Origin of the sequence: Xanthomonas indica (assembly GCF_040529045.1) — a bacterium.
Classification (GTDB): domain Bacteria; phylum Pseudomonadota; class Gammaproteobacteria; order Xanthomonadales; family Xanthomonadaceae; genus Xanthomonas_A; species Xanthomonas_A indica.
On the sequence record NZ_CP131914.1, the window covers coordinates 2,464,367 to 2,483,512 of the forward strand.

Sequence of the window (19,146 nt, forward strand, 5' to 3'; positions counted from 1 at the left end):
TTAGTGAAGGGTGTCGTCGCCGACGCGCTCGAACGCGTCGCCCAGGCCGAGCAGGTCCAGCGCATCGCCGACCGCGGTGCTGCAGCCCTCCAACTGCAACGGCCGTCCCAGCGCGCGCAATGCGGCCTGGGTGGCCAGCAGCAGTTGCACGCCGGTGGCGTCGATGTCGGTCACCTCCTGCAACTGCAGGCGCAGGCCGCCGGGATGTTCCAGCGCGGGCAGCAGCAGCGGCTTCAATTCGGCTGCACGGCGGATGGTCATGTCGCCGTCCACGCTCAGCTGCAGCGGCAGGTCCTGTTCATCGGGGGGCGTCGAGCGCATGGCGGGTCTCCGGCAGTGGATGAGTGGAAAGCCGGTGGCGCCCTATGAAGGGCACGTGCAGGCTTCGGTAAGAGCGATATCGGCTCAGACAGGAAATATTTAGAAATATTTGGCTTGCGTGAAGCATTTGTCTCCCACGCCGCACGCCCAACCTGAGTGGTTCAGACCAGCGCAAGATGCACATCCCATAAGAACTCGGATGCGATCGGTCGCCCCTGTCTCCTGCACGTGCCGTGCCAATCGCCACAGCGTGTGAAGACGTCAAAAAAGCCGCACAAGGCAACCCGTCGGTCTTCACGTGAAGACCGTTGCGTTCGGGTGTCGTGGGGAGCTGCTGGTACCCGTACGCCGCCGCATGTAGCGGCGGCGTGTCGGAACAGGATGCGTACGGCCGGTGTGCGCCGGCCGCTCGTATGCGCAGACGCGGGCTGGATCGCCCGCGCCGCTCAGCGCGGCGACAGCGCGGTCAGCAGGCCGCGTGCGGCATTGAAGCGATCGGCCGCTTCCGGCAGCGGCAGCTTGAGCTTCAGCTTGTCCGGGCCGTCCATCGCGTACAGCTTGGGCTGCTTCTGGATCATCTGGATGATGGTCATCGGATCTACGTTCGGCTTGGCCTCGAACACCAGGCGCCCGCCGTGCTCGCCGAGTTCCAGCTTGCGGATGCCCAGCGCGTTGGCCTGCAGCTTCAGTTCGGCGATCGCGAACAGGTGCTTCACCGGATCCGGCAGCAGGCCGAAGCGGTCGATCATCTCCACCTGCAGTTCGCGCAGGCCGTCGCTGTCGCGGGCGCTGGAAATGCGCTTGTACAAGGTGAGGCGGGTGTGCACGTCGGGCAGGTAGTCGTCGGGGATCAGTGCCGGCACGTGCAGTTCCACTTCGGCGCCGCGCGCTTCCTCGCCGGCGTCCAGATCCGGCAGCTTGCCTTGGCGGATGCTGCGCACCGCGCGTTCCAGCAGCTCGGTGTACAGGCTGAAGCCGACCTCGGCCATCTGCCCGCTCTGGTCCTCGCCCAGCAGTTCGCCGGCGCCGCGGATTTCCAGGTCGTGGGTGGCGAGAGTGAAGCCGGCGCCCAGTTCGTCCATCGAGGCGATCGCGTCCAGTCGCTTCTGCGCATCGGGGGTGATGCTGCGCCGGTCCGGTACCAGCAGATAGGCGTAGGCGCGGTGGTGCGAACGGCCGACGCGGCCGCGCAACTGGTGCAACTGCGCCAGGCCGAAGCGGTCGGCGCGGTTGATGACGATGGTGTTGGCGTTGGGGATGTCGATGCCCGATTCGATGATGGTGGTCGACAGCAGCACGTTGAAGCGCTGCTTCTGGAAATCCAGCATCACCTTTTCCAGTTCGCGCTCGGGCATCTGCCCGTGGGCGATGCCGATGCGTGCCTCCGGCACCAGCTCGCTCAGCTCGCGCTGCATGCGGCCGATGCTCTCCACGTCGTTGTGCAGGAAGTACAGCTGGCCGCCGCGCGCCAGTTCGCGCTGGAAGGCTTCGCGCAGCAGCGCGTTGTCCCACTGGGTAACGAAGGTCTGCACCGCCAGCCGGTTCGGCGGCGGGGTGGCGATGATCGACAGGTCGCGCAGGCCGGCCATGGCCATGTTCAAGGTGCGCGGGATCGGCGTGGCGGTGAGGGTGAGCAGATGCACGTTGGCGCGCAGCGCCTTCAGCGCTTCCTTCTGGCGCACGCCGAAGCGCTGCTCCTCGTCGACGATGACCATGCCCAGGTCCTTGAACTTCACGTCGGGCTGCAGCAGGCGATGGGTACCGACGATCACGTCGATGCTGCCGGCGGCGACCTTCTCCAGTTCGGCCTTGATCTCCTTGCTGCTCTTGAAGCGCGACAGCACCTCGACCTTGAGCGGATAGTCGGCGAAGCGGTCGCGGAAGTTGCGGTAGTGCTGTTCGGCCAGCAGCGTGGTCGGCACCAGCACCGCCACCTGCTTGCCGGCGCTGGCCGCGGCGAAGGCCGCGCGTACCGCGACCTCGGTCTTGCCGAAGCCGACGTCGCCGCAGACCACGCGGTCCATCGGCTGGCTGCTGGCCAGGTCGCGCAGGGTGGCGTCGATCGCGGCCAACTGGTCGGGCGTCTCCTCGAACGGGAAACCGGCGGCGAACGGCTCGTACATCGCACGGTCCACCTGCAGCGCCAGCCCGGCACGGGCCTGGCGGCGCGCCTGGATCTCCAGCAGCTCCGCGGCCACGTCGCGCACCTTCTCGGCGGCCTTGCGCTTGGCCTTGGTCCATTGCTCGCCACCCAGCGAATGCAGCGGCGCGGTCTCGGCCGAGGCGCCGGAGTAGCGGCTGATCAGGTGCAATTGCGCGACCGGCACGTACAGCCGGTCGCCCTTGGCGTATTCGATTTCCAGGAACTCGCCGGGCATGCCGCCGGCATCGAGCACGATCAGCCCGCGGTAGCGGCCGACGCCATGGTCCTCGTGCACGATCGGCGCGCCCTCGGACAGCTCGCCCAGATCGCGGATGATCGCTTCCGGCTCGCGCCCGACCCGCCGGCTGCGCCGCGGCTGGCTGGCGCGCTCGGGGAACAGCTGGCGCTCGGTCAGCACCGCGATGCGCGGCGCCTCCAGCGCGAAGCCGTCGTCCAGCGGCGCCACCGCAATGGCGAAGCGTGCAGCATCAAGCCCCTCTCCCTCCGGGAGAGGGGTTGGGGTGAGGGTACGACTGCCAGGGAGTTTTGCCTGTGCTGCTGTAGAAGATGCGGACGAAGCAGTCTTCTTCGATGAAGATGGTGCAGAAGCCGCACCCTCATCCACCGCTTCGCGCCACCTTCTCCCGGAGGGAGAAGGAACAAACGCGGCGAAGTTCGGCAACACCTCCGGCTTCAAGTCCGCAGCCGCCAACACCTCCAGCAGCGCCTCGCGGCGGCCCGGCGAGTCGGCGGCGATCAGCACCCGGCCCGGGTAGTGGTCGAGGAAGCTCTTCAGCGCCGCGGCCGGCGCGGCATCCTTGGCCGCCACCGGCAGCGGCGGCAGGGGCTGGTCGCCCAGCGCCTGCGCCTCGTCGATGCGCGGATGGTCGGCGGCCCACACGTCGATGCGCGGCAGTCCGTTGAGGCGCTCGCGCAAGGTGTCCGGCGCCTGGTACAGCTCCTCCGGTGCCAGCAGCGGACGCTCCACGTCATGTCGGCGTTGCTCGTAACGGGCCTGGGTCTGCGTCCAGAACGCATCGGCCGCGGCGCCCACGCCCGGGGCGATCAGCGGCAGCACGTGCTCGCCCAGGTAGTCGAACAGGGTGGCGGTGGCCTCGCGCGCGCCGCTGCTGCGCGTCTCCTGGAAGAACAGCGGCAGGTAGTACTCGATGCCCGACGGCGCCAGCCCGGCCTTCAGGTCCTGGTACAGCGCGCTGCGCCGGGTATCGACGTCGAAGCGCTCGCGCAGCGCCGTGAGCACCCGCTCCACGCTGGCATCGTCCATCGGCACCTCGCGCCCGGGCAGCATGCGCACCGCTTGCACATGGTCCAGCGAGCGCTGCGATTCCGGGTCGAAGGCGCGGATCGAATCGATGTCCTCGTCCAGCAGTTCGATCCGCAGCGGCGCATCGGTGCCCATCGGGTACACGTCGAGCAGGCCGCCGCGCACGGCGAAATCGCCGGGGTCCATCACCTGCGGCACGTTGCGGTAGCCGGCGCTTTCCAGCCGGCGCTTCTCCGCGTCCAGGTCCAGGCGCTGGCCCACGCGCAGGTCGAAACTGCCGCCGACGATGTAGCGCAATGGCGCCACCCGCTGCATCAGCGTCTGCACCGGCACCACCACGATGCCCTGGGTCAGCGTCGGCAGCCGGTGCAGCGCCGCCAGGCGCTGGCTGACGATGTCCGGGTGCGGACTGAACTGGTCGTAGGGCAGGGTTTCCCAATCCGGGAACGGCACCACGGGCAGGCTGGCGTCGTCGCCGAGCAGGCTGTGCAGATCGGCTTCGAGCTGATGCGCGCTCTGGTTGTCGCGGGCCACCACCAGCAACGGCCCGCGGTGCGCGGACGCGGCGCAGGCGATGTGCCAGGCCAGTGCGGTGGAGGAGGCGGGAGCGCGCCAGTGCGCGCGGAGCTGGCCGGACTTGGGCAGCGGCGGAACGGGGAAGGGAAGGGGCGGCATGGACCGTGGAGTTTAGCAAAGCCGGGTGCCGCGACCGGCGCGGCGCGACCCGGCAAACGCCGCGCGCCGGCTGGCTGCGCGGGAGGGAATGGAGTGAGGGGCGGCGGTGCGCGTCGGGCTCAGTTGCCCAGTTCCAGCACCACCCGCACCAGGTCCGGATTGTCCGGATGCGGCATGCGCTGGAAGCCCAGCGACTCGGCCAGTTGCAGCATCGGCACGTTGCGTTCGAGCACGTCGCCGTAGAGCCGGTCCAGGTACTTGCGACGCGCCCACTTGACCAGCTTGCGCATCAGTTGCCGGCCCAGGCCCTGGCCGGAGACGAAGTTGCTGACCAGGATCGCGTACTGCGCCTCGCGGGTGCCCGGGATGATCGCCGCGCGCGCCACCGCGCCGACCACGGCCTCGCCCGGCGGCAGCGGCTCGGCCGCGACCAGGATCAGTTCCGACTTCGGATTGGGATGGGTGAGGCGTTGCGCCATGTCCTCGGTCAGTTCCTGCGTGGAATGCAGGAAGCGCTCGCGGATCTCGGTCGGCCCGAGCAGGCCGAAGGCGCCTTGCAGGGGCGCGCTGTCCTCCGGCCGGATCGGCCGGATCAACAATTCGCGTCCACTGGGCAGGGTGAAGGTTTCATGCCACGGAGGCATGCGGTTGCGGGTAGCCATGGCCGTATGATCCTCGACGAAGCCTGGATTCTCGCATTAGCCGACACCTGCGTCCGTGAACGCAGCGTCCTGCGCGTGTGCGGCTGCGGTGGCCTTGCTACAGTGGCGCTTCGTCCAAGGGAATGCACGACGATGAAGACATCGCATGCCGTCGCCGTGTCCGCGGCGATCGGGCTGGGACTGGCCGCGCTGCTGGTGCTGCTGCTGGTGGGCGGCGGCCGGTGGCTGCTGCGCACGCAGCACAGTGCCACGCCGACGACCGCCCCTGCCGCCCCTGCCGCCGATGCGGAGCAACTGGCGACACGCGCGCTGGCGCCGTACCGGGCGCGCCTGCAGGCCACGCGCCGGCCGGTGCTGCAGCTGCAGTTGCAGCCGATGGCGCAGGACGATCGCCTGGCCAGCAAGGTCGGCGGGCGTCCCTATTGGACCGGGGGCAAGCCCTATCCGCACGCGGCCGATGGCCAGCCGCTGGCGCTGCTGGCGCAGATCGATCTGGCGCGGATGCCGCCCCTGCCGGGCTATCCGCGCCAGGGCATGCTGCAGTTCTTCATCGGCGGCGACGACTTCTATGGCGCCAACCTGGGCGACGCGCGCATCGACCTGGCTGCGCTGAGCGAACAACGCAATTTCCGTGTGGTGTACTGGCCGCAGCCGAAGGCATCGGCGCGGCAGGTCGAGGTGCCGTTGCCGGCCGCCGACACGTTGCCGTTCGATCCGGCGAAGCCGCGCGCGATGCGGTTCGACGCCGGTGAGGAAACCATCGGCAGCAGCGACGTGCGGTTCGAGCAGGTGCTGGGGAAGCCGCTGGAGGAGGTCGCCGCCGCGTCCGCCCGTGACCACGCGGTGTCGCAGGATACGGTGGACGACGCGTTGTTCGATGCGCTGAGCCGGGGTGGGCACAAGCTCGGCGGCTACCCGGAGTTCACCCAGGAAGACCCGCGGACGCAGCAGGACCGGCAGGTCCTGCTGCTGCAGTTGGACAGCGACGAGGAGATGATGTGGGGCGACAGCGGCGTCGCCAATTTCTTCATCGATCCGGACGACCTGCGGCGCGGCGATTTCAGCCGGGTCGCCTACAACTGGGATTGCTTCTGAGCGTGCGCATGCGCGCTGCGCGCGAGCTGCTGCGGTCCGCCGCGTTCCGTCCGCTCACGCCTCGCGCTTGAGCCACTCCAGGCGCGTGCTGGCGCCGGCTTCGCCCAAGTGCGCCTTCAGCGGCGGCAGCGCCTGCGCCAGCGTCTGCTCGAACTGCCAGGGCGGATTGAGCAGCAGCATGCCGCTGCCGTTGAGCCGCAGCGGCGAATCGTCCGGGCGTACCTGCAGCTCGGCGACCAGCGCCGAGGCCACCGGCAGCGCCGCGGCCTTGCGGAAGAACGGCTGCAGGCTGCGGCGCTGCTTGATCGGATACCACACCGCGCACACCGCCTGTGGCCAGCGGCTCAGGGTCTCGCGCAGCGCGGCCACGATCAGCGGGTACTCGGCATCCTGCGCCTCGTAGGGCGGGTCGATCAGCACCAGCCCGCGGCCGATCCGGTTGGCCCCGGACTTCGGCGGCAGGAACGCCTTGATCGCCGCATAGCCGTCGCCGGCGTGCACCTGCACGCGGCGATCGTGGGCGAATAGCGCCTTGAGTTCGGCGGCTTCCTCGGCCTGCAGCTCGCAGGCGGCCAGCCGGTCCTGTGCGCGCAGCGCCTGCGCGACCAGCAGCGGCGAGCCCGGATAGGCGACCAGCGCCCCCACCGGATTGTCGGCCTGCACCGCGCGCAGGTAGCGCTCCACCACCTCGGGCAGGGTTGGCTGACCCATCAACCGCAGCACGCCGGCGGCCGCCTCGCCGGTCTTGCGTGCCTCGTTGGCGGCGAACAGGTAGCGGCCGCGCCCGGCGTGGGTATCGAGCACGAAGAACGGGCTGTCCTTGCGCTTGAACGCATCGAGCAGCGCCAGCAGCACGATGTGCTTGAGGACATCGGCATGGTTGCCGGCGTGGAAGGCGTGGCGGTAATTCATCCGCGCAGTGTACGGGGCGCCACGCCAGCCGGCCACGCTTGGCTGCGGCGCCGGCGCAGGGCCGGTCCGCGGCCGCGGCCGCGGCCGCGGTACACTAGCCGGGCGACCGCTGGCGGTCGCGCGGCGCCTGCCGGGCATGAGGCTGGAAGGTGTGGACGATGGGCCTGTGCATCCGGGCGCAGGCGTCGTTCGGAGCGTTCGGGTGCGCAGTGCCGGTGCCGCGTGGGCGGCCGGCGGGTGCCACGGTCTGCATGTCGATGCCTTTTTCCCTGTTGCTTGGAGTCCTGGCGCTGGCGCTGGCGTTGCCGTTCGCCGCATTCGGCGCCGCCCGTGACCAGGCGTCCGCCCCCCGCGCGGGGCAGGCTGCGGCGTTCGATGCATTGATCGAGGACGTCGGCGCGCATGGCAAGGACATGGCCGCCGACGAGCAGGCCTACCGTGTCGCGCATGCGCACCTGCAGGCCTTGCTGCCCGCCGACGATCCGGTGCGGCGCGCGCGCCTGGACGCCTTCGATTGCCAGCACTTCCCGCAGGGGCCGGCCGCAGCGGTGGAGCAGGCGCGGCACGGCGAGCGCGGCGCCATCGCGCGGACCCATGTGCAGGTGCGCCTGGAGTACCTGCTGTGCGAGACCTACGCGCTGTACAACGACGGCCAGCGCCCGGCCTACCTGCGGCCCGCCACCACGATCCTGGCACTGACCGACGCGCAGCGGTTCCCGCGCTTGCGCGCGGCGGCGCTGCGCATGCGTGCCTTCGGCGAGCGCGACGCCGGCCGCTACGCGCAGTCGCTGCGCACCCTGCAGGAGCTGCGCCGGCTCGACGCGCAGCGCGATGGCGGCTGGGTGGCGCTGCTGACCCTGATCGGGATCGCCGACGCCTACCTGGACATGGGCCTGCCGGACCTGTCGCAACAGGTCGTCGCCGAGGTCCAGCAGCGGGCCAGGCACGTCGACGGCGGCTACATGCAGGCGCTGGCAGCGGAGCGCGAAGGCGCCATCGCCGAGCAGCGCGGCGACCTGCGGGCGGCGCTGGCGGCCTATCTGCGTGCGGCCGAGCTGCATGGCCGGCATCCGCTGGAGGGCTCGCAGGCGTCGTTGCTGCTGCGCGCGGCGCGGGTCAACGCGCTGTTGGGCAATCTGCCGCAGGCGCGGACGCAGCGGCAGCAGGCCGAGGCACAACTGGTCGCGATGGGCGCCACGCGGCTGATGCGCGCGCGGCGTGACGACGTGGATGCACTGCTCGCCGAGCGCAGCGGCGACCCGCGCGCCGCCCTGGCGCTGGCCGAGCAGGCCGAGCAGGGCTACCGCGCCAACGGCGACCTGCGCAGCCTCAGCGATGTGCTGGACCTCAAGGCCAGGGCCTTGCGTGCGCTCGGCGCATGGCGCCAGGCGCTGGATGCGCGCGAGGCGCAGATGCGCGTGCAGCAGGAACTGGATACGCGCCTGCAGCGCGAGCAATCGCAGTTCCTGATCGCCGAATCGGAAAGCCGCGAGCGCGACCTGGCGGCACTGCAGTTGGCGCAGAAAGCCGAAACCCAGCGCAACCGCCTGCAGGCGATGGAGCGCGAGGCGACCCTGCGGCGCGCGCTGCTGGGAGCGGCGCTGCTGTTGCTGGCGGTGCTGGTCGGCGTGCTGTTCCTGACCCTCAGTCGCCTGCGCGGCGCGCGCCGTGAGGTGCGCATCGACAGCCTCACCGGCGTCGCGTCGCGGCGCCAGGTCCTGGGCGAACTGGACACCGCGCTGGCGGCGCTGCCGCGTGGCGGACGCATGCCACTGTCGGTGCTGGCGCTGGATGTGGACCACTTCAAGCGTATCAACGACGAGCACGGCCATGCGGCGGGCGACCAGGTGCTGCGGCTGGTCGCCACGACCTTGCGGCAGCGCCTGCGCAGGAACGACCGCTTTGGCCGGACCGGCGGCGAGGAGTTCCTGGCCTTGCTGCCCGGGGCGACCTGCGCCGAGGCAAGCCAACTGGCGGGGCAACTGCGCGAGGTGCTGGAGCGGCAGGCGTTCGATGCGATCGTGCCGGGGCTGCGCCTGACGGTGAGCATCGGCGTCGCCGAGGCCGGTGCCGGAGAGAGCAGCCAGGCGCTGCTGGCGCGCGCCGATGCCGCGCTGTACCGGGCCAAGCACGGAGGCCGCAACCGGGTGGAACTGGCGTTGCCGCCGGGCGCGGCCAACGCACGCGCCGCCAGCTGAGGCGATGACGGCCAATGCCGGCGCTGGCGGCACGGACTGCCGCGGCGCCCTCGTGGCGGCTATGCTGCGCGCCATGTCCACGCCTGCCGCCGCCTGTGTCCTCGTGGTCGAGGACGAATCCGCCATTGCCGACACCGTGCTGTACGCGCTGCGCAGCGAGGGCTACCAGGTGCGCCACTGCCAGCTCGGGCGCGAGGCCCTGGCGCAGTTGCGCGAGGGCGGCATCGACGTGGTGGTGCTGGACGTGGGTCTGCCGGACCTGAGCGGGTTCGAGGTGTGCCGCACGCTGCGCGGCTTCAGCCAGGTGCCGGTGCTGTTCCTGACCGCGCGCAACGAGGAGATCGACCGCGTGCTCGGCCTGGAACTGGGCGCCGACGACTACATGGCCAAGCCGTTCTCGCCGCGCGAACTGGTCGCGCGGGTGCGGGCGCGGCTGCGGCGTCCGGCGGTGGTGGTCGGCGATGCCGACGCCGGCTGGCAGCAGCACGGCGATTTCGCCATCGACCGCGACGGCCGTCGCATCCGCTGGCAGGGCGCGGTGCTGGACCTGACCCGCTATGAGTACGCTCTGCTGGCGGCGCTGCTGCAGCGGCCCGGCGCCATCCTCAGCCGCGCGCAATTGATGGACCGCGGCTGGGACAGCAGCGCCGACAGCGCCGACCGCACCGTCGACACCCACATCAAGACCCTGCGCGCCAAGCTGCGCGCGGCCGGCGCCGCCCACGATCCGATCCGCACCCACCGCGGCCTCGGCTACGCGCTGGAGGCCTGAGGTGCGGCTGGGGCTGAAGCTGTTCCTCGGCTTCTTCCTGATCGTCGGCGTGGCCGCGTTCTTCGTGATGCGGGTGTTCGTCAACGAGGTCAAGCCGGGCGTGCGTCAGGCGATGGAATCGACCCTGGTGGACGCGGCCAACGTGCTGGCGCAGATGGCCGCACAGGATCTGCAGGACGGGCGTATCGCCAGCGGCCGGTTCGCCCGCGACCTGGCCGCCGCGCAACGGCGCGATCCGCGCGCGATGGTCTGGCGCTTCCCCAAGCACAGCGTCGACTACCGCGTCACCATCACCGATGCGGCAGGCATCGTGGTGTTCGACTCGCGCGGGCAGGACATCGGCCGCGACAACGCGCGCTGGAACGACGTGTACCGCACCCTGCGCGGCGAATACGGCGCCCGCTCCAGTCCCGAGGCCGACGGCGACCCCAACCACACGGTGATGCACGTGGCCGCGCCGATCTACGATCCGGCCGACCCGCGGCGGCTGATCGGCGTGCTGAGCCTGTCCCAGCCCAACCGCAGCATCGAGCCGTTCATCGTCGCCAGCCAGCGCAGCATCCTGCTGCGCGGCGCCTGGCTGATCGGCATCTCCGCGCTGATCGGCATCCTGATGACCTGGGGCCTGCTGCGCGGGATCGGCCGGCTCAACCGCTACGCACAGGCGGTCAGCGCCGGTGCGCCGGTACCGCCGCCGCCGCCGCGCCGCGACGAGATCGGCGATCTCGGCCGCGCCCTGGAGACGATGCGGCGCAAGCTGGAGGGCAAGCAATACGTCGAGCAGTACGTGCAGTCGCTGACCCATGAAATGAAGAGCCCGCTGGCGGCGATCCGCGGCGCCGCGGAATTGTTGCAGGAGCCGCTGCCGGAGCCGGAGCGGCAGCGCTTCGTGCGCAACATCGCCGAACAGCAGCAGCGCCTCACCGAGACCATCGACAAGCTGCTGGCGCTGGCCGAGGTGGAGCAGTATGGCTGGCTGCAGCGGCGTGAGCCGGTGGCGCTGGCGCCGCTGTGCGCCGACCTGGCCGAAGCGCTGGCGCCGCAACTGCAGGCGCGCGGACTGCAGCTACAGGTCCAGGCGCCGGACCCGACCCTGGTGGTCTCGGGCGATCCCTACCTGCTGCGCCAGGCGCTGCACAACCTGCTCGACAACGCCATCGCGTTCTCGCCGGAGGGCGCGGTCATCGTGCTGCGTGCCGAACGCGGCGCCGATGCGCGCGTGCTGCTGTTGGTGGAGGACGCCGGCCCGGGCGTGCCCGACTACGCGCTGGAGCGGGTGTTCGAGCGCTTCTACTCGCTGGCGCGCCCGGCCACCGGCCAGCGCAGCTCCGGCCTCGGCCTGCCGTTCGTGCGCGAGGTGGCGCGCCTGCACGGCGGCGACGCCAGCCTGCGCAATCGCGCCGGCGGCGGCGCGGTGGCCTGCCTGGCGTTGCCGCTGGCCTGAGCCGGATCGATTCGCGCGAGAGCGCGTGAAGTGGGGTGCCGAGGCTCCCTCGTCGGGACTGAAGTCCCTCCCACAGTTGGGGCGCCGCGTCGACGGGATGCCGGCCACCAATCCCGATTCCCCAATCCCCAATCCCGGCTCCTCCCACTTCACACCCACTTCAAATTCGCCTCAAACCCTGCCCACGCAGCGACAGCATCCTGGCGCCCTCTCAAGACGCGAGGCGGCCATGAAATCCCTGAAACTGCTCCTGCGATTCGCCACCATCGGCGGATTGATCCTGTTGTTGCTGATCCCGTTGCTGATGATTCGCGGCACCGTGCAAGACCGCCAGCACTACCGCGGCGAGGCGGTAGAGCGAGTGTCGCAGAGCAAGGCGGGCGAACAACGCCTGCTCGGGCCGCTGCGGGTGATCCCGTGGACCCAGGACCGTGAGGTCGCCGTCCTCGACACCGACGGCAAGCGCGTGACCAAGCGCGAGACCGAGACCGGCTACGTGCTGCAGGCGCCGCGGCGGCTGCAGGTGGAGGGCGAGCTGACGCCGTCGCAGCGCCATATCGGCCTGTTCAAGGTGCAGGTCTACAGCTGGCATGCACGGCTCAAGGCCGACTTCGACGATCTCGACTACGCCGCCGTCGACGGCCGCCGCTACGGCAGGCCCTACCTGGCGATCGGCCTGCAGGACGTGCGTGGCCTGGTCGGTACGCCGAACCTGCGCACCGACGGCCGTGCGCTGCCGTTGCAGCCGGGGTCGAAGGGCCTGGCCAGCCTCTCCAGGGGCGTGCACGCCATGTTGCCGGCATTGCGCGACCCGCAGCAGGGCCGGCTGAGCGATCTGCACGATGTGCAGATGGAATTCGTGCTCGACGGCACCCAGGCGCTGTCGATCGTGCCGGTGGGCGACGACAACCAGATCGCGCTGAGTTCGCCATGGCCGCATCCGCTGTTCGGCGGCCGCTTCCTGCCCAACGAGCGCCGCATCACCGCGCAGGGGTTCCAGGCGAACTGGGCGCTGTCGTCGCTGGCGACCGGCGCGCAGGCGCAGGTGCAGTCCGCGCTGGACACCCGCGTGTCGTCGCCGCTTCCGGAATCCGGCGGCCAGGAGCTGGACGCGTTGCGCGTGGATCTGGTCGACCCGGTGGATGTGTACACCCAGGCCGAGCGCGCCAGCAAGTACGGCCTGCTGTTCGTGGTGCTGACCTTCGTCGCCTTCGGCCTGTTCGAACTGATCAAGCGCCTGCCGATCCACCCGCTGCAGTACCTGCTGGTCGGGCTGGCGCTGGCGATCTTCTTCCTGCTGCTGCTCAGCCTGTCCGAGCACATCCCGTTCTGGCAGGCCTATCTGGTCTCGGCGGCGGCCTGTATCGGCCTGCAGTTCTTCTACCTGTCCGGGGTGCTGCGCAGCCGCCTGCGCGCGGCCGGCTTCGCCGCCATGCTCACCGTGCTGTATGGCGCGCTGTACGGGCTGCTGGCCTCGGAAGACAACGCCCTGCTGATGGGCTCGCTGCTACTGTTCGGCATCCTCGGCGCGATCATGTGGATCACCCGCCGGATCGACTGGTACGCACTCGGCGCGTCGCTGCGCTGAGCCGCCGCGAGGAGCACCGGACGTGGTCGCGCACCGTCATCTGCATCGTCGCCTGCAGGCACTGCTGCCTGCCGCATTCGAAACCCATGGCCTGCATCACGGCAACCTGCCGGCGACGCTGGCGCGCAGTGCGCAGGCCGCGCTGGTCACCGCCGCCGACCGCGGTGGCGCCCTGTGGCTGCGCCTGAGCGAACGCAGCCGCGCGGCCCTGGCCGGCGACGCGGCGGCGTTTCTGGGCGGCGCATTGCAGGCGCGTGCGGCCCTGCCCGGCGACGCCGTGCCGTGGCGCTACCGCCCCTGGCGCGCGGTGCGCCGCGATCCGGCCGCGGACGCGGACGCGGAGAACGCCGGCGTTACGTCCGCGCCCGGCTTCGTCACCTGGGAGACGCAGGGGCGCGCGCGGCTGCTGGTGCTGCCGGCACAGGCGACACTGCTGTGCCGATGGTGGCGCTGAGGCAGGGCACCTGCGTCGATCGCCGCCACGGCGGGAGGATCGGATGGCGATCGGCCATGGACGACAGGAATGCCGGCGGTGGCAGGACGCCACCACCGGGTATGGGACGGGCAGGACGCCCGAGCAGGGAAGCGACAAGGGCACATGCGCAAGGACGCCGCAGGCCACGCAGCGTAAGGAAACGCGTACGTCACAGGACGCGCAAGGATGCGCACGCAGGGAGGCGGCAAGGAGGCAGGCGCAAGGAGCTCGCCAGGCAGTAGTGCAAGGAGGCGCTTGCGTCTCAGGACGGGCAGGAGGTCCACGCACGGACGCGGCAAGGACGCACACGCCAGGGCTTCGCAGGCAGGCAGGGCAAGGAAGCGCGTGCGTCGTAGGACGGACAGGACGCCCATGCAGGGACGCAGCAACGACGCATGTGCAAGGGCATCGCCAGGCAGGCAGCGCCAGGGAAACGCTTGCGGTAGAGTGCACGGATGCACTCTCCGCTCTCCATTCAGCGCCTGCGCGGCGCCGGGATCGTGCCGTTCCTGGACGCGGTCGCGCAGCTGCGCATCGCGGTGTTCCGCGACTGGCCCTACCTCTACGACGGCGACCTGGGCTACGAACGCGCGTACCTGGCGGCCTATGCGGCGTCGCCGGACAGTGTGTTCGTGCTGGCGCGCGACGGCGACCAGGTGATCGGCGCCTCCACCGGGCTGCCGCTGGCCGACGACGCCGAGGCCTTCGCCGCGGCCTTCGCCGGCAGCGAGATCGACCCGGCCGAGGTGTTCTATTTCGGCGAATCGGTGTTGTTGCCGCAGTACCGCGGTCGCGGCGTCGGCCATGCCTTCTTCGACGAGCGCGAGGCGCATGCGCGCGCGCTCGGTCGCTTCCGCCTGACCGCATTCTGTTCGGTGGAGCGGTCAGCCGACGATCCGCGGCGGCCGCCGGACTATCGCGGCAACGACGCGTTCTGGCGCAAGCGCGGCTACCAGCCGCAGCCGGCGCTGCGTATGCACCTGCCGTGGAACGAAGTCGACCGCGGCGAAACGCCGCACACCCTGGGGTTCTGGACCCGCGCGCTGGAGCCTGCCGCATGAAAGTCGCCGTCGCCAAGTATCCGATCGGCGCGCCCGCCGATTTCGCCGCCTTCGCCGACAAGCAGGCCGCGCTGCTCGGCGAGGCCGCGCAGGCTGGCGCGCGGCTGGCGGTGCTGCCCGAGTATCTGTCGCTGGAACTGGCCGCGACCTTCGGCGCCGAGGTGTCGGCGCGGTTGCCGGCCTCGCTGGCCGCGATCCAGGCGTTGCATGCGCCGTACATGAGGTTGTTTGCCGACCTGGCGCGGCGCCTCCGCCTGCACGTGGTCGCCGGCAGTTTCCTGCTCGCCCACGGGCAGGGCCGCTACCGCAATCGCGCCTACTGGTTCACCCCCGACGGGGGCCACGGCTGGCAGGACAAGCTGCAGCTGACCGGGTTCGAGAAGGCCACCGGCCTGATCGACGGCGGCGAGGCGCTGAAGGTGTTCGAGGCCGAGGGCGTGCGCGCCGGCGTGGCGGTCTGCTACGACAGCGAGTTTCCCCTGCCGGTCCGCGCCCAGTACGAGGCCGGCGCGCGCCTGCTGGTGGTGCCCAGTTGCACCGACACCGAGGCCGGCGCCACCCGCGTGCGCGTGGGCTGCCTGGCGCGGGCGCTGGAGAACCGCATCTTCGTGGCCCAGTCGGTGACCGCCGGCGTCGCCGAGTGGAGCCCGGCGCTGGACGTGAACACCGGCGAGGCGACGCTGTACGCGCCGATGGACGCCGGCTTCCCCGCCGACGGCATCGTCGCGCAGACACGCGGCGAGCAGGTCTGGGCGATCGCCGAACTGGATTTCGCGGCGTTCGAGGCCAGCCGCGCCACCGCGCAGGTAGCCAACGACCGCGACTGGCGCGGCCAACTGGCGCCAGCCGTGCTCCGCGCGGAGCTGAGCGCCTTCGCATAGCGGGAAGTCCCCTGCAATCGACTGCGCATCCGGCTCGCGAGGACCTGTCGCCCCGGCACCAAGCCGCTTGCCCCACTCCCGAATCCCCACTCCCGAATCCCGCGGCGCCAGCAGGCGCCGCCACGGCAGAGTAAAATCGCCCGATTCCCGTCGTTTCGAGCGTTCCATGGCCTGCCGCACCCGTTTTGCCCCCAGTCCCACCGGTTACCTGCACATCGGCGGCGCGCGTACCGCGCTGTACTGCTGGCTGGAGGCGCGCCACCGCGGCGGCGAATTCGTGCTGCGGATCGAGGACACCGACCGCGAGCGCAGCACCCAGGCGGCGATCGACGCGATCCTGGAGGCGATGGAGTGGCTGGGTCTGGACTACGACGAAGGCCCGATCTACCAGACCCGGCGCCTGGACCGTTACCGCGAGGTCGCCGAGCAACTGCTGGCGCAGGGCAAGGCCTACTACGCCTACGAGACCCGCGAGGAACTGGACGCCATGCGCGAAGCGGCGATGGCGCGGCAGGAAAAGCCGCGCTACAACGGCGCCGCGCGCGAACTGAACCTGCCGTATCGCGACGATCCCAACCGGGTGATCCGCTTCAAGAACCCGACCGAGGGCGTGGTGGCGTTCGACGACCTGATCAAGGGCCGCATCGAGATCGCCAACAGCGAACTGGACGACATGGTGATCTTCCGTCCCGACGGCTATCCCACCTACAACTTCGCGGTGGTGGTGGACGACTGGGACATGGCCATCACCGAGGTGATCCGCGGCGACGACCACATCAACAACACCCCGCGGCAGATCAACATCTACCAGGCGCTGGGCGCGCCGGTGCCGAAGTTCGCGCACATGCCGATGATCCTCGACGAGCAGGGCGCCAAGCTGTCCAAGCGCACCGGTGCGGCCGACGTGATGCAGTACAAGGATGCCGGCTACCTGCCGCACGCGCTGATCAACTACCTGGCGCGGCTGGGCTGGTCGCACGGCGACCAGGAACTGTTCGGGCGGCAGGAGCTGATCGACCTGTTCGACGTGAAGGACGTCAATTCCAAGGCCGCGCGCCTGGACATGGCCAAGCTGGGCTGGGTCAACCAGCACTACCTCAAGAGCGACGACCCGGCGACGATCGCGCCGCAGCTGGAGTTCCAGTTGCGCAAGCTCGGCATCGACCCGGCCGCCGGCCCGGCCGCGGCCGAGGTGGTGGTGGCGCTGCGCGAGCGCGTGCAGACCCTGAAGGAAATGGCCGAGAAGGCCGAGGTCTGGTACCGCCCGCTGACCAGTTACGACGACGCGGCGGTGGCCAAGCATTTCAAGCCGGGTGCCGAACTGGCGCTGGGCAAGGCCCGGGAACTGCTGGCCGCGCTGCCGCAGTGGAGCCTGGACGGCGTCGCCGCCGCGCTGCACGACACCGCCGCCGCCCTGGAGATCGGCATGGGCAAGGTGGCGCAGCCGCTGCGTGTGGCCATCACCGGCACCCAGGTCAGCCCGGACATCTCGCAGACCGTCTACCTGGCCGGTCGCGAGGAGGCCTTGAAACGCATCGACGCCGCGCTCATCAAGATCCCAGCGGGAAGCTGATTCCCGGGAGACCGCCATGTCCAGCAAGAAGACCGCCTGCACCGAGCCGCACCACCACGTCCACGACGCTGCCGACTTCGTCAAGGTGGTGGAGCGGGTCAGCCGCGAGCGCGGTCTGCGCCTGACCCCGATCCGCGCCAACGTGCTGCGGCTGATCGCCGAGGCCGGGCGCCCGGTCAAGGCCTACGACCTGCTGGAATGGGTGCGCGAGGGCAAGGGCGTGGGCGCCGACGCCCCGCCCACCGTGTACCGCGCGCTGGACTTCCTGATGGCCAACGGCTTCGTGCACAAGCTCGAATCGGTCAACGCCTTCGTCGCCTGCCACCACCCGAGCAGCGCCCAGCACTCGGTGCCATTCCTGATCTGCGACCGCTGCCACAGCGCGGTGGAACTGGAGGACCGCGACGTGGTCGCGCAACTGGAGCAGCGCGCCAAGGCCCTGGGCTTCCAGCCGCAGGCGCAGACCCTGGAAGTGCACGGGCTGTGCGCGAAGTGCGCGGGCTGAGCCTGGCCTGCATCGCCGTGGGTTGCAGGCCCGCGGGGCGAGGCATGCGCTTGATTTGAGCGTGACTGGATCGGGATGGGTTGCGGTCGGCAATGCCTGCTATCACCGCAACGCGGGTACATCCTGCCCGCCATGAATCGTGGCGATGGCATGTTACGCAGGATTCGGCGTGGGCTAAGGTGATCGGAGCGGCGAGGGCCGCGACGGCCGAATGCGACGAGTGCTCGGCGACCCACGCTGCGCATCCGGGATTGCTATCCTGGCCGGCGCTGCCGCGTTACTAGGAAGGTCGTTCCGATGCGCACTCCCGTGGCTTCTGTCCCACTCGCGCCCGACCGGGCGCGCGCACTGTGGCTGCACGCCCAGCGGCTGACCACGCCGGCACCGTTCGGCGATGGTGCCGAGGCGGTGCGGCAGGCCACTGCGCACCTGGGCTATGTGCAGATCGACACCATCCACGTGATCGCACGCAGCCATCACCACGTGCTCTATACGCGCATTCCCGAGTACCGCGAACAGGATCTGGAGCAGGCGCAGTCGCAGGACAAGTCGCTGTTCGAGTACTGGACCCATGCCTTGGCCTACGTGCCGGTCGCCGATTACCGCATGTACGTGGCACAGATGGCCCGCCGACGGGCGCAGGCCGACGCCAGGGGCGTGGTGGATGCGCAGGACTACGCGCGGCTGCTGCGGCGTATCCGCAGCGAGGGGCCGTTGTCGATCCGCGACATCGACGACGACGTGCTGGTCGAGAAGACCCACCCCTGGGGCAGCCGCAAGCCGTCGCGGGCGGCGTTGCAATACGGTTTCTTCAGCGGCGACCTGGTGATCAGCCAGCGCAGCGGCATGCTCAAGACCTACGAACTGGCCGCGCGGCATTTCGGCTGGCGGCAGCGGCCGCGTCCGGTCAGCGAGGCGCAGTACGCGCGTTACCTGCTGCAGCGTGCGCTGCGCGCGCAAGCCATCGTCGGCGTGGAGTCGATCTGCTATGGCGAGACCGCCGCCAAACCGGCGGTGCGTGCGTTGATCGCCGCGGAAATGGCGCGCAAGCGCCTGATCCCGGTGCATCTGCAGGGCCAGGAAGGCGTGGCCCTGTGGGCCGAGCCGGAGGTGCTGGACAGCGCGCCGCCGCCGCCGGATCCGACCCGGGCGCTGTTGCTGTCGCCATTCGATCCGCTGGTCATCCAGCGCAAGCGGCTGCAGCAGTTCTTCGGCTATACCCACCGCTTCGAGGCCTACGTGCCGGCGCCGCAGCGGGTGCTGGGCTACTTCGCGCTGCCGGTCCTGGTCGGCGACCGCATCGTCGCCGCGCTCGACCTGAAGATGGATCGCCGTGCCGGTCGCCTGCTGATCCAGCAATGGACCTGGCTGGAACCGCGACGGGCGGCGCTGCAGGCGACGATCGACGCGGCGCTGCAGCGGTTCGAGCGCTTCCATCTGTCGTAGCGGGCCATCGCCGCCGCGAGTGTGTGGCGTGCCGGTGGCGCAAGGTCGGCGGGCGCCGCATCCGCAGCGCCGCACCGGACTCCGGCATCGCGCCGCGCATCGTCGATCTC

At 70.4% G+C, this 19,146-nt stretch carries 15 protein-coding genes; 11 read left to right on the forward strand and 4 right to left on the reverse strand.

Annotated elements, in window-relative coordinates; genetic code table 11:
- From Q7W82_RS10655 to Q7W82_RS10665, 3 genes are all read right to left on the reverse strand, one after another.
- Complete coding sequence (locus tag Q7W82_RS10655; RefSeq protein WP_242081203.1) at positions 1-321, reverse strand: STAS domain-containing protein; 321 nt, start codon at positions 319-321, stop codon at positions 1-3.
- Positions 322-767: 446 nt separating this feature from the next.
- Complete coding sequence (mfd, locus tag Q7W82_RS10660) at positions 768-4,424, reverse strand: transcription-repair coupling factor (protein ID WP_242156910.1); 3,657 nt, start codon at positions 4,422-4,424, stop codon at positions 768-770.
- Positions 4,425-4,543: 119 nt separating this feature from the next.
- Entirely contained in the window at positions 4,544-5,086 is a 543-nt protein-coding gene (locus tag Q7W82_RS10665) for a GNAT family N-acetyltransferase (RefSeq protein WP_242156912.1), read from the reverse strand.
- A gap of 132 nt (positions 5,087-5,218) precedes the next feature.
- On the opposite strand from Q7W82_RS10665, the gene Q7W82_RS10670 reads away from it, so the two are divergent.
- Positions 5,219-6,181, forward strand: coding sequence for a YwqG family protein (locus tag Q7W82_RS10670; RefSeq protein WP_242156914.1), 963 nt, complete (start codon positions 5,219-5,221; stop codon positions 6,179-6,181).
- 54 nt (positions 6,182-6,235) lie between these two features.
- Here the strand turns inward: Q7W82_RS10670 and rlmJ are convergent, their stop codons facing one another.
- Entirely contained in the window at positions 6,236-7,093 is an 858-nt protein-coding gene (rlmJ, locus tag Q7W82_RS10675; RefSeq protein WP_160948201.1) for a 23S rRNA (adenine(2030)-N(6))-methyltransferase RlmJ, read from the reverse strand.
- A gap of 257 nt (positions 7,094-7,350) precedes the next feature.
- Here rlmJ and Q7W82_RS10680 point away from each other — a divergent pair, with 257 nt between their 5' ends.
- The 10 genes from Q7W82_RS10680 to Q7W82_RS10725 all read left to right on the forward strand — a co-directional run bounded on the left by Q7W82_RS10680 (position 7,351) and on the right by Q7W82_RS10725 (position 19,036).
- Positions 7,351-9,291: a GGDEF domain-containing protein gene (locus Q7W82_RS10680; protein ID WP_242156916.1), complete on the forward strand. Its 1,941-nt coding sequence runs from the start codon at positions 7,351-7,353 to the stop codon at positions 9,289-9,291.
- A gap of 61 nt (positions 9,292-9,352) precedes the next feature.
- On the forward strand, positions 9,353-10,063 hold the full coding sequence (creB, locus tag Q7W82_RS10685) for a two-component system response regulator CreB (RefSeq protein ID WP_242156917.1): 711 nt from the start codon (positions 9,353-9,355) through the stop codon (positions 10,061-10,063).
- A gap of 1 nt (position 10,064) precedes the next feature.
- Positions 10,065-11,507, forward strand: coding sequence for a two-component system sensor histidine kinase CreC (gene creC / locus Q7W82_RS10690; RefSeq protein WP_242156920.1), 1,443 nt, complete (start codon positions 10,065-10,067; stop codon positions 11,505-11,507).
- Between the two features lie 229 nt (positions 11,508-11,736).
- Complete coding sequence (gene creD / locus Q7W82_RS10695; RefSeq protein WP_242156922.1) at positions 11,737-13,095, forward strand: cell envelope integrity protein CreD; 1,359 nt, start codon at positions 11,737-11,739, stop codon at positions 13,093-13,095.
- Positions 13,096-13,117: 22 nt separating this feature from the next.
- Complete coding sequence (locus Q7W82_RS10700; RefSeq protein ID WP_242156932.1) at positions 13,118-13,549, forward strand: hypothetical protein; 432 nt, start codon at positions 13,118-13,120, stop codon at positions 13,547-13,549.
- 476 nt (positions 13,550-14,025) lie between these two features.
- Positions 14,026-14,631, forward strand: a complete 606-nt coding sequence (locus Q7W82_RS10705) for a GNAT family N-acetyltransferase (RefSeq protein ID WP_242156934.1) — start codon at positions 14,026-14,028, stop codon at positions 14,629-14,631.
- Positions 14,628-15,512: a carbon-nitrogen hydrolase family protein gene (locus Q7W82_RS10710; protein WP_242156936.1), complete on the forward strand. Its 885-nt coding sequence runs from the start codon at positions 14,628-14,630 to the stop codon at positions 15,510-15,512. Before Q7W82_RS10705 ends, Q7W82_RS10710 begins: the two co-directional genes overlap by 4 nt.
- A gap of 166 nt (positions 15,513-15,678) precedes the next feature.
- Positions 15,679-17,085, forward strand: a complete 1,407-nt coding sequence (gene gltX / locus Q7W82_RS10715; protein WP_242156938.1) for a glutamate--tRNA ligase — start codon at positions 15,679-15,681, stop codon at positions 17,083-17,085.
- Positions 17,086-17,101: 16 nt separating this feature from the next.
- The gene (locus Q7W82_RS10720; RefSeq protein ID WP_010343476.1) at positions 17,102-17,590 is read left to right on the forward strand and encodes a transcriptional repressor; all 489 of its coding nucleotides are present in this window, start codon (positions 17,102-17,104) and stop codon (positions 17,588-17,590) included.
- 309 nt (positions 17,591-17,899) lie between these two features.
- The gene (locus Q7W82_RS10725; protein WP_242156941.1) at positions 17,900-19,036 is read left to right on the forward strand and encodes a crosslink repair DNA glycosylase YcaQ family protein; all 1,137 of its coding nucleotides are present in this window, start codon (positions 17,900-17,902) and stop codon (positions 19,034-19,036) included.
- Positions 19,037-19,146: the final 110 nt, after the last annotated feature.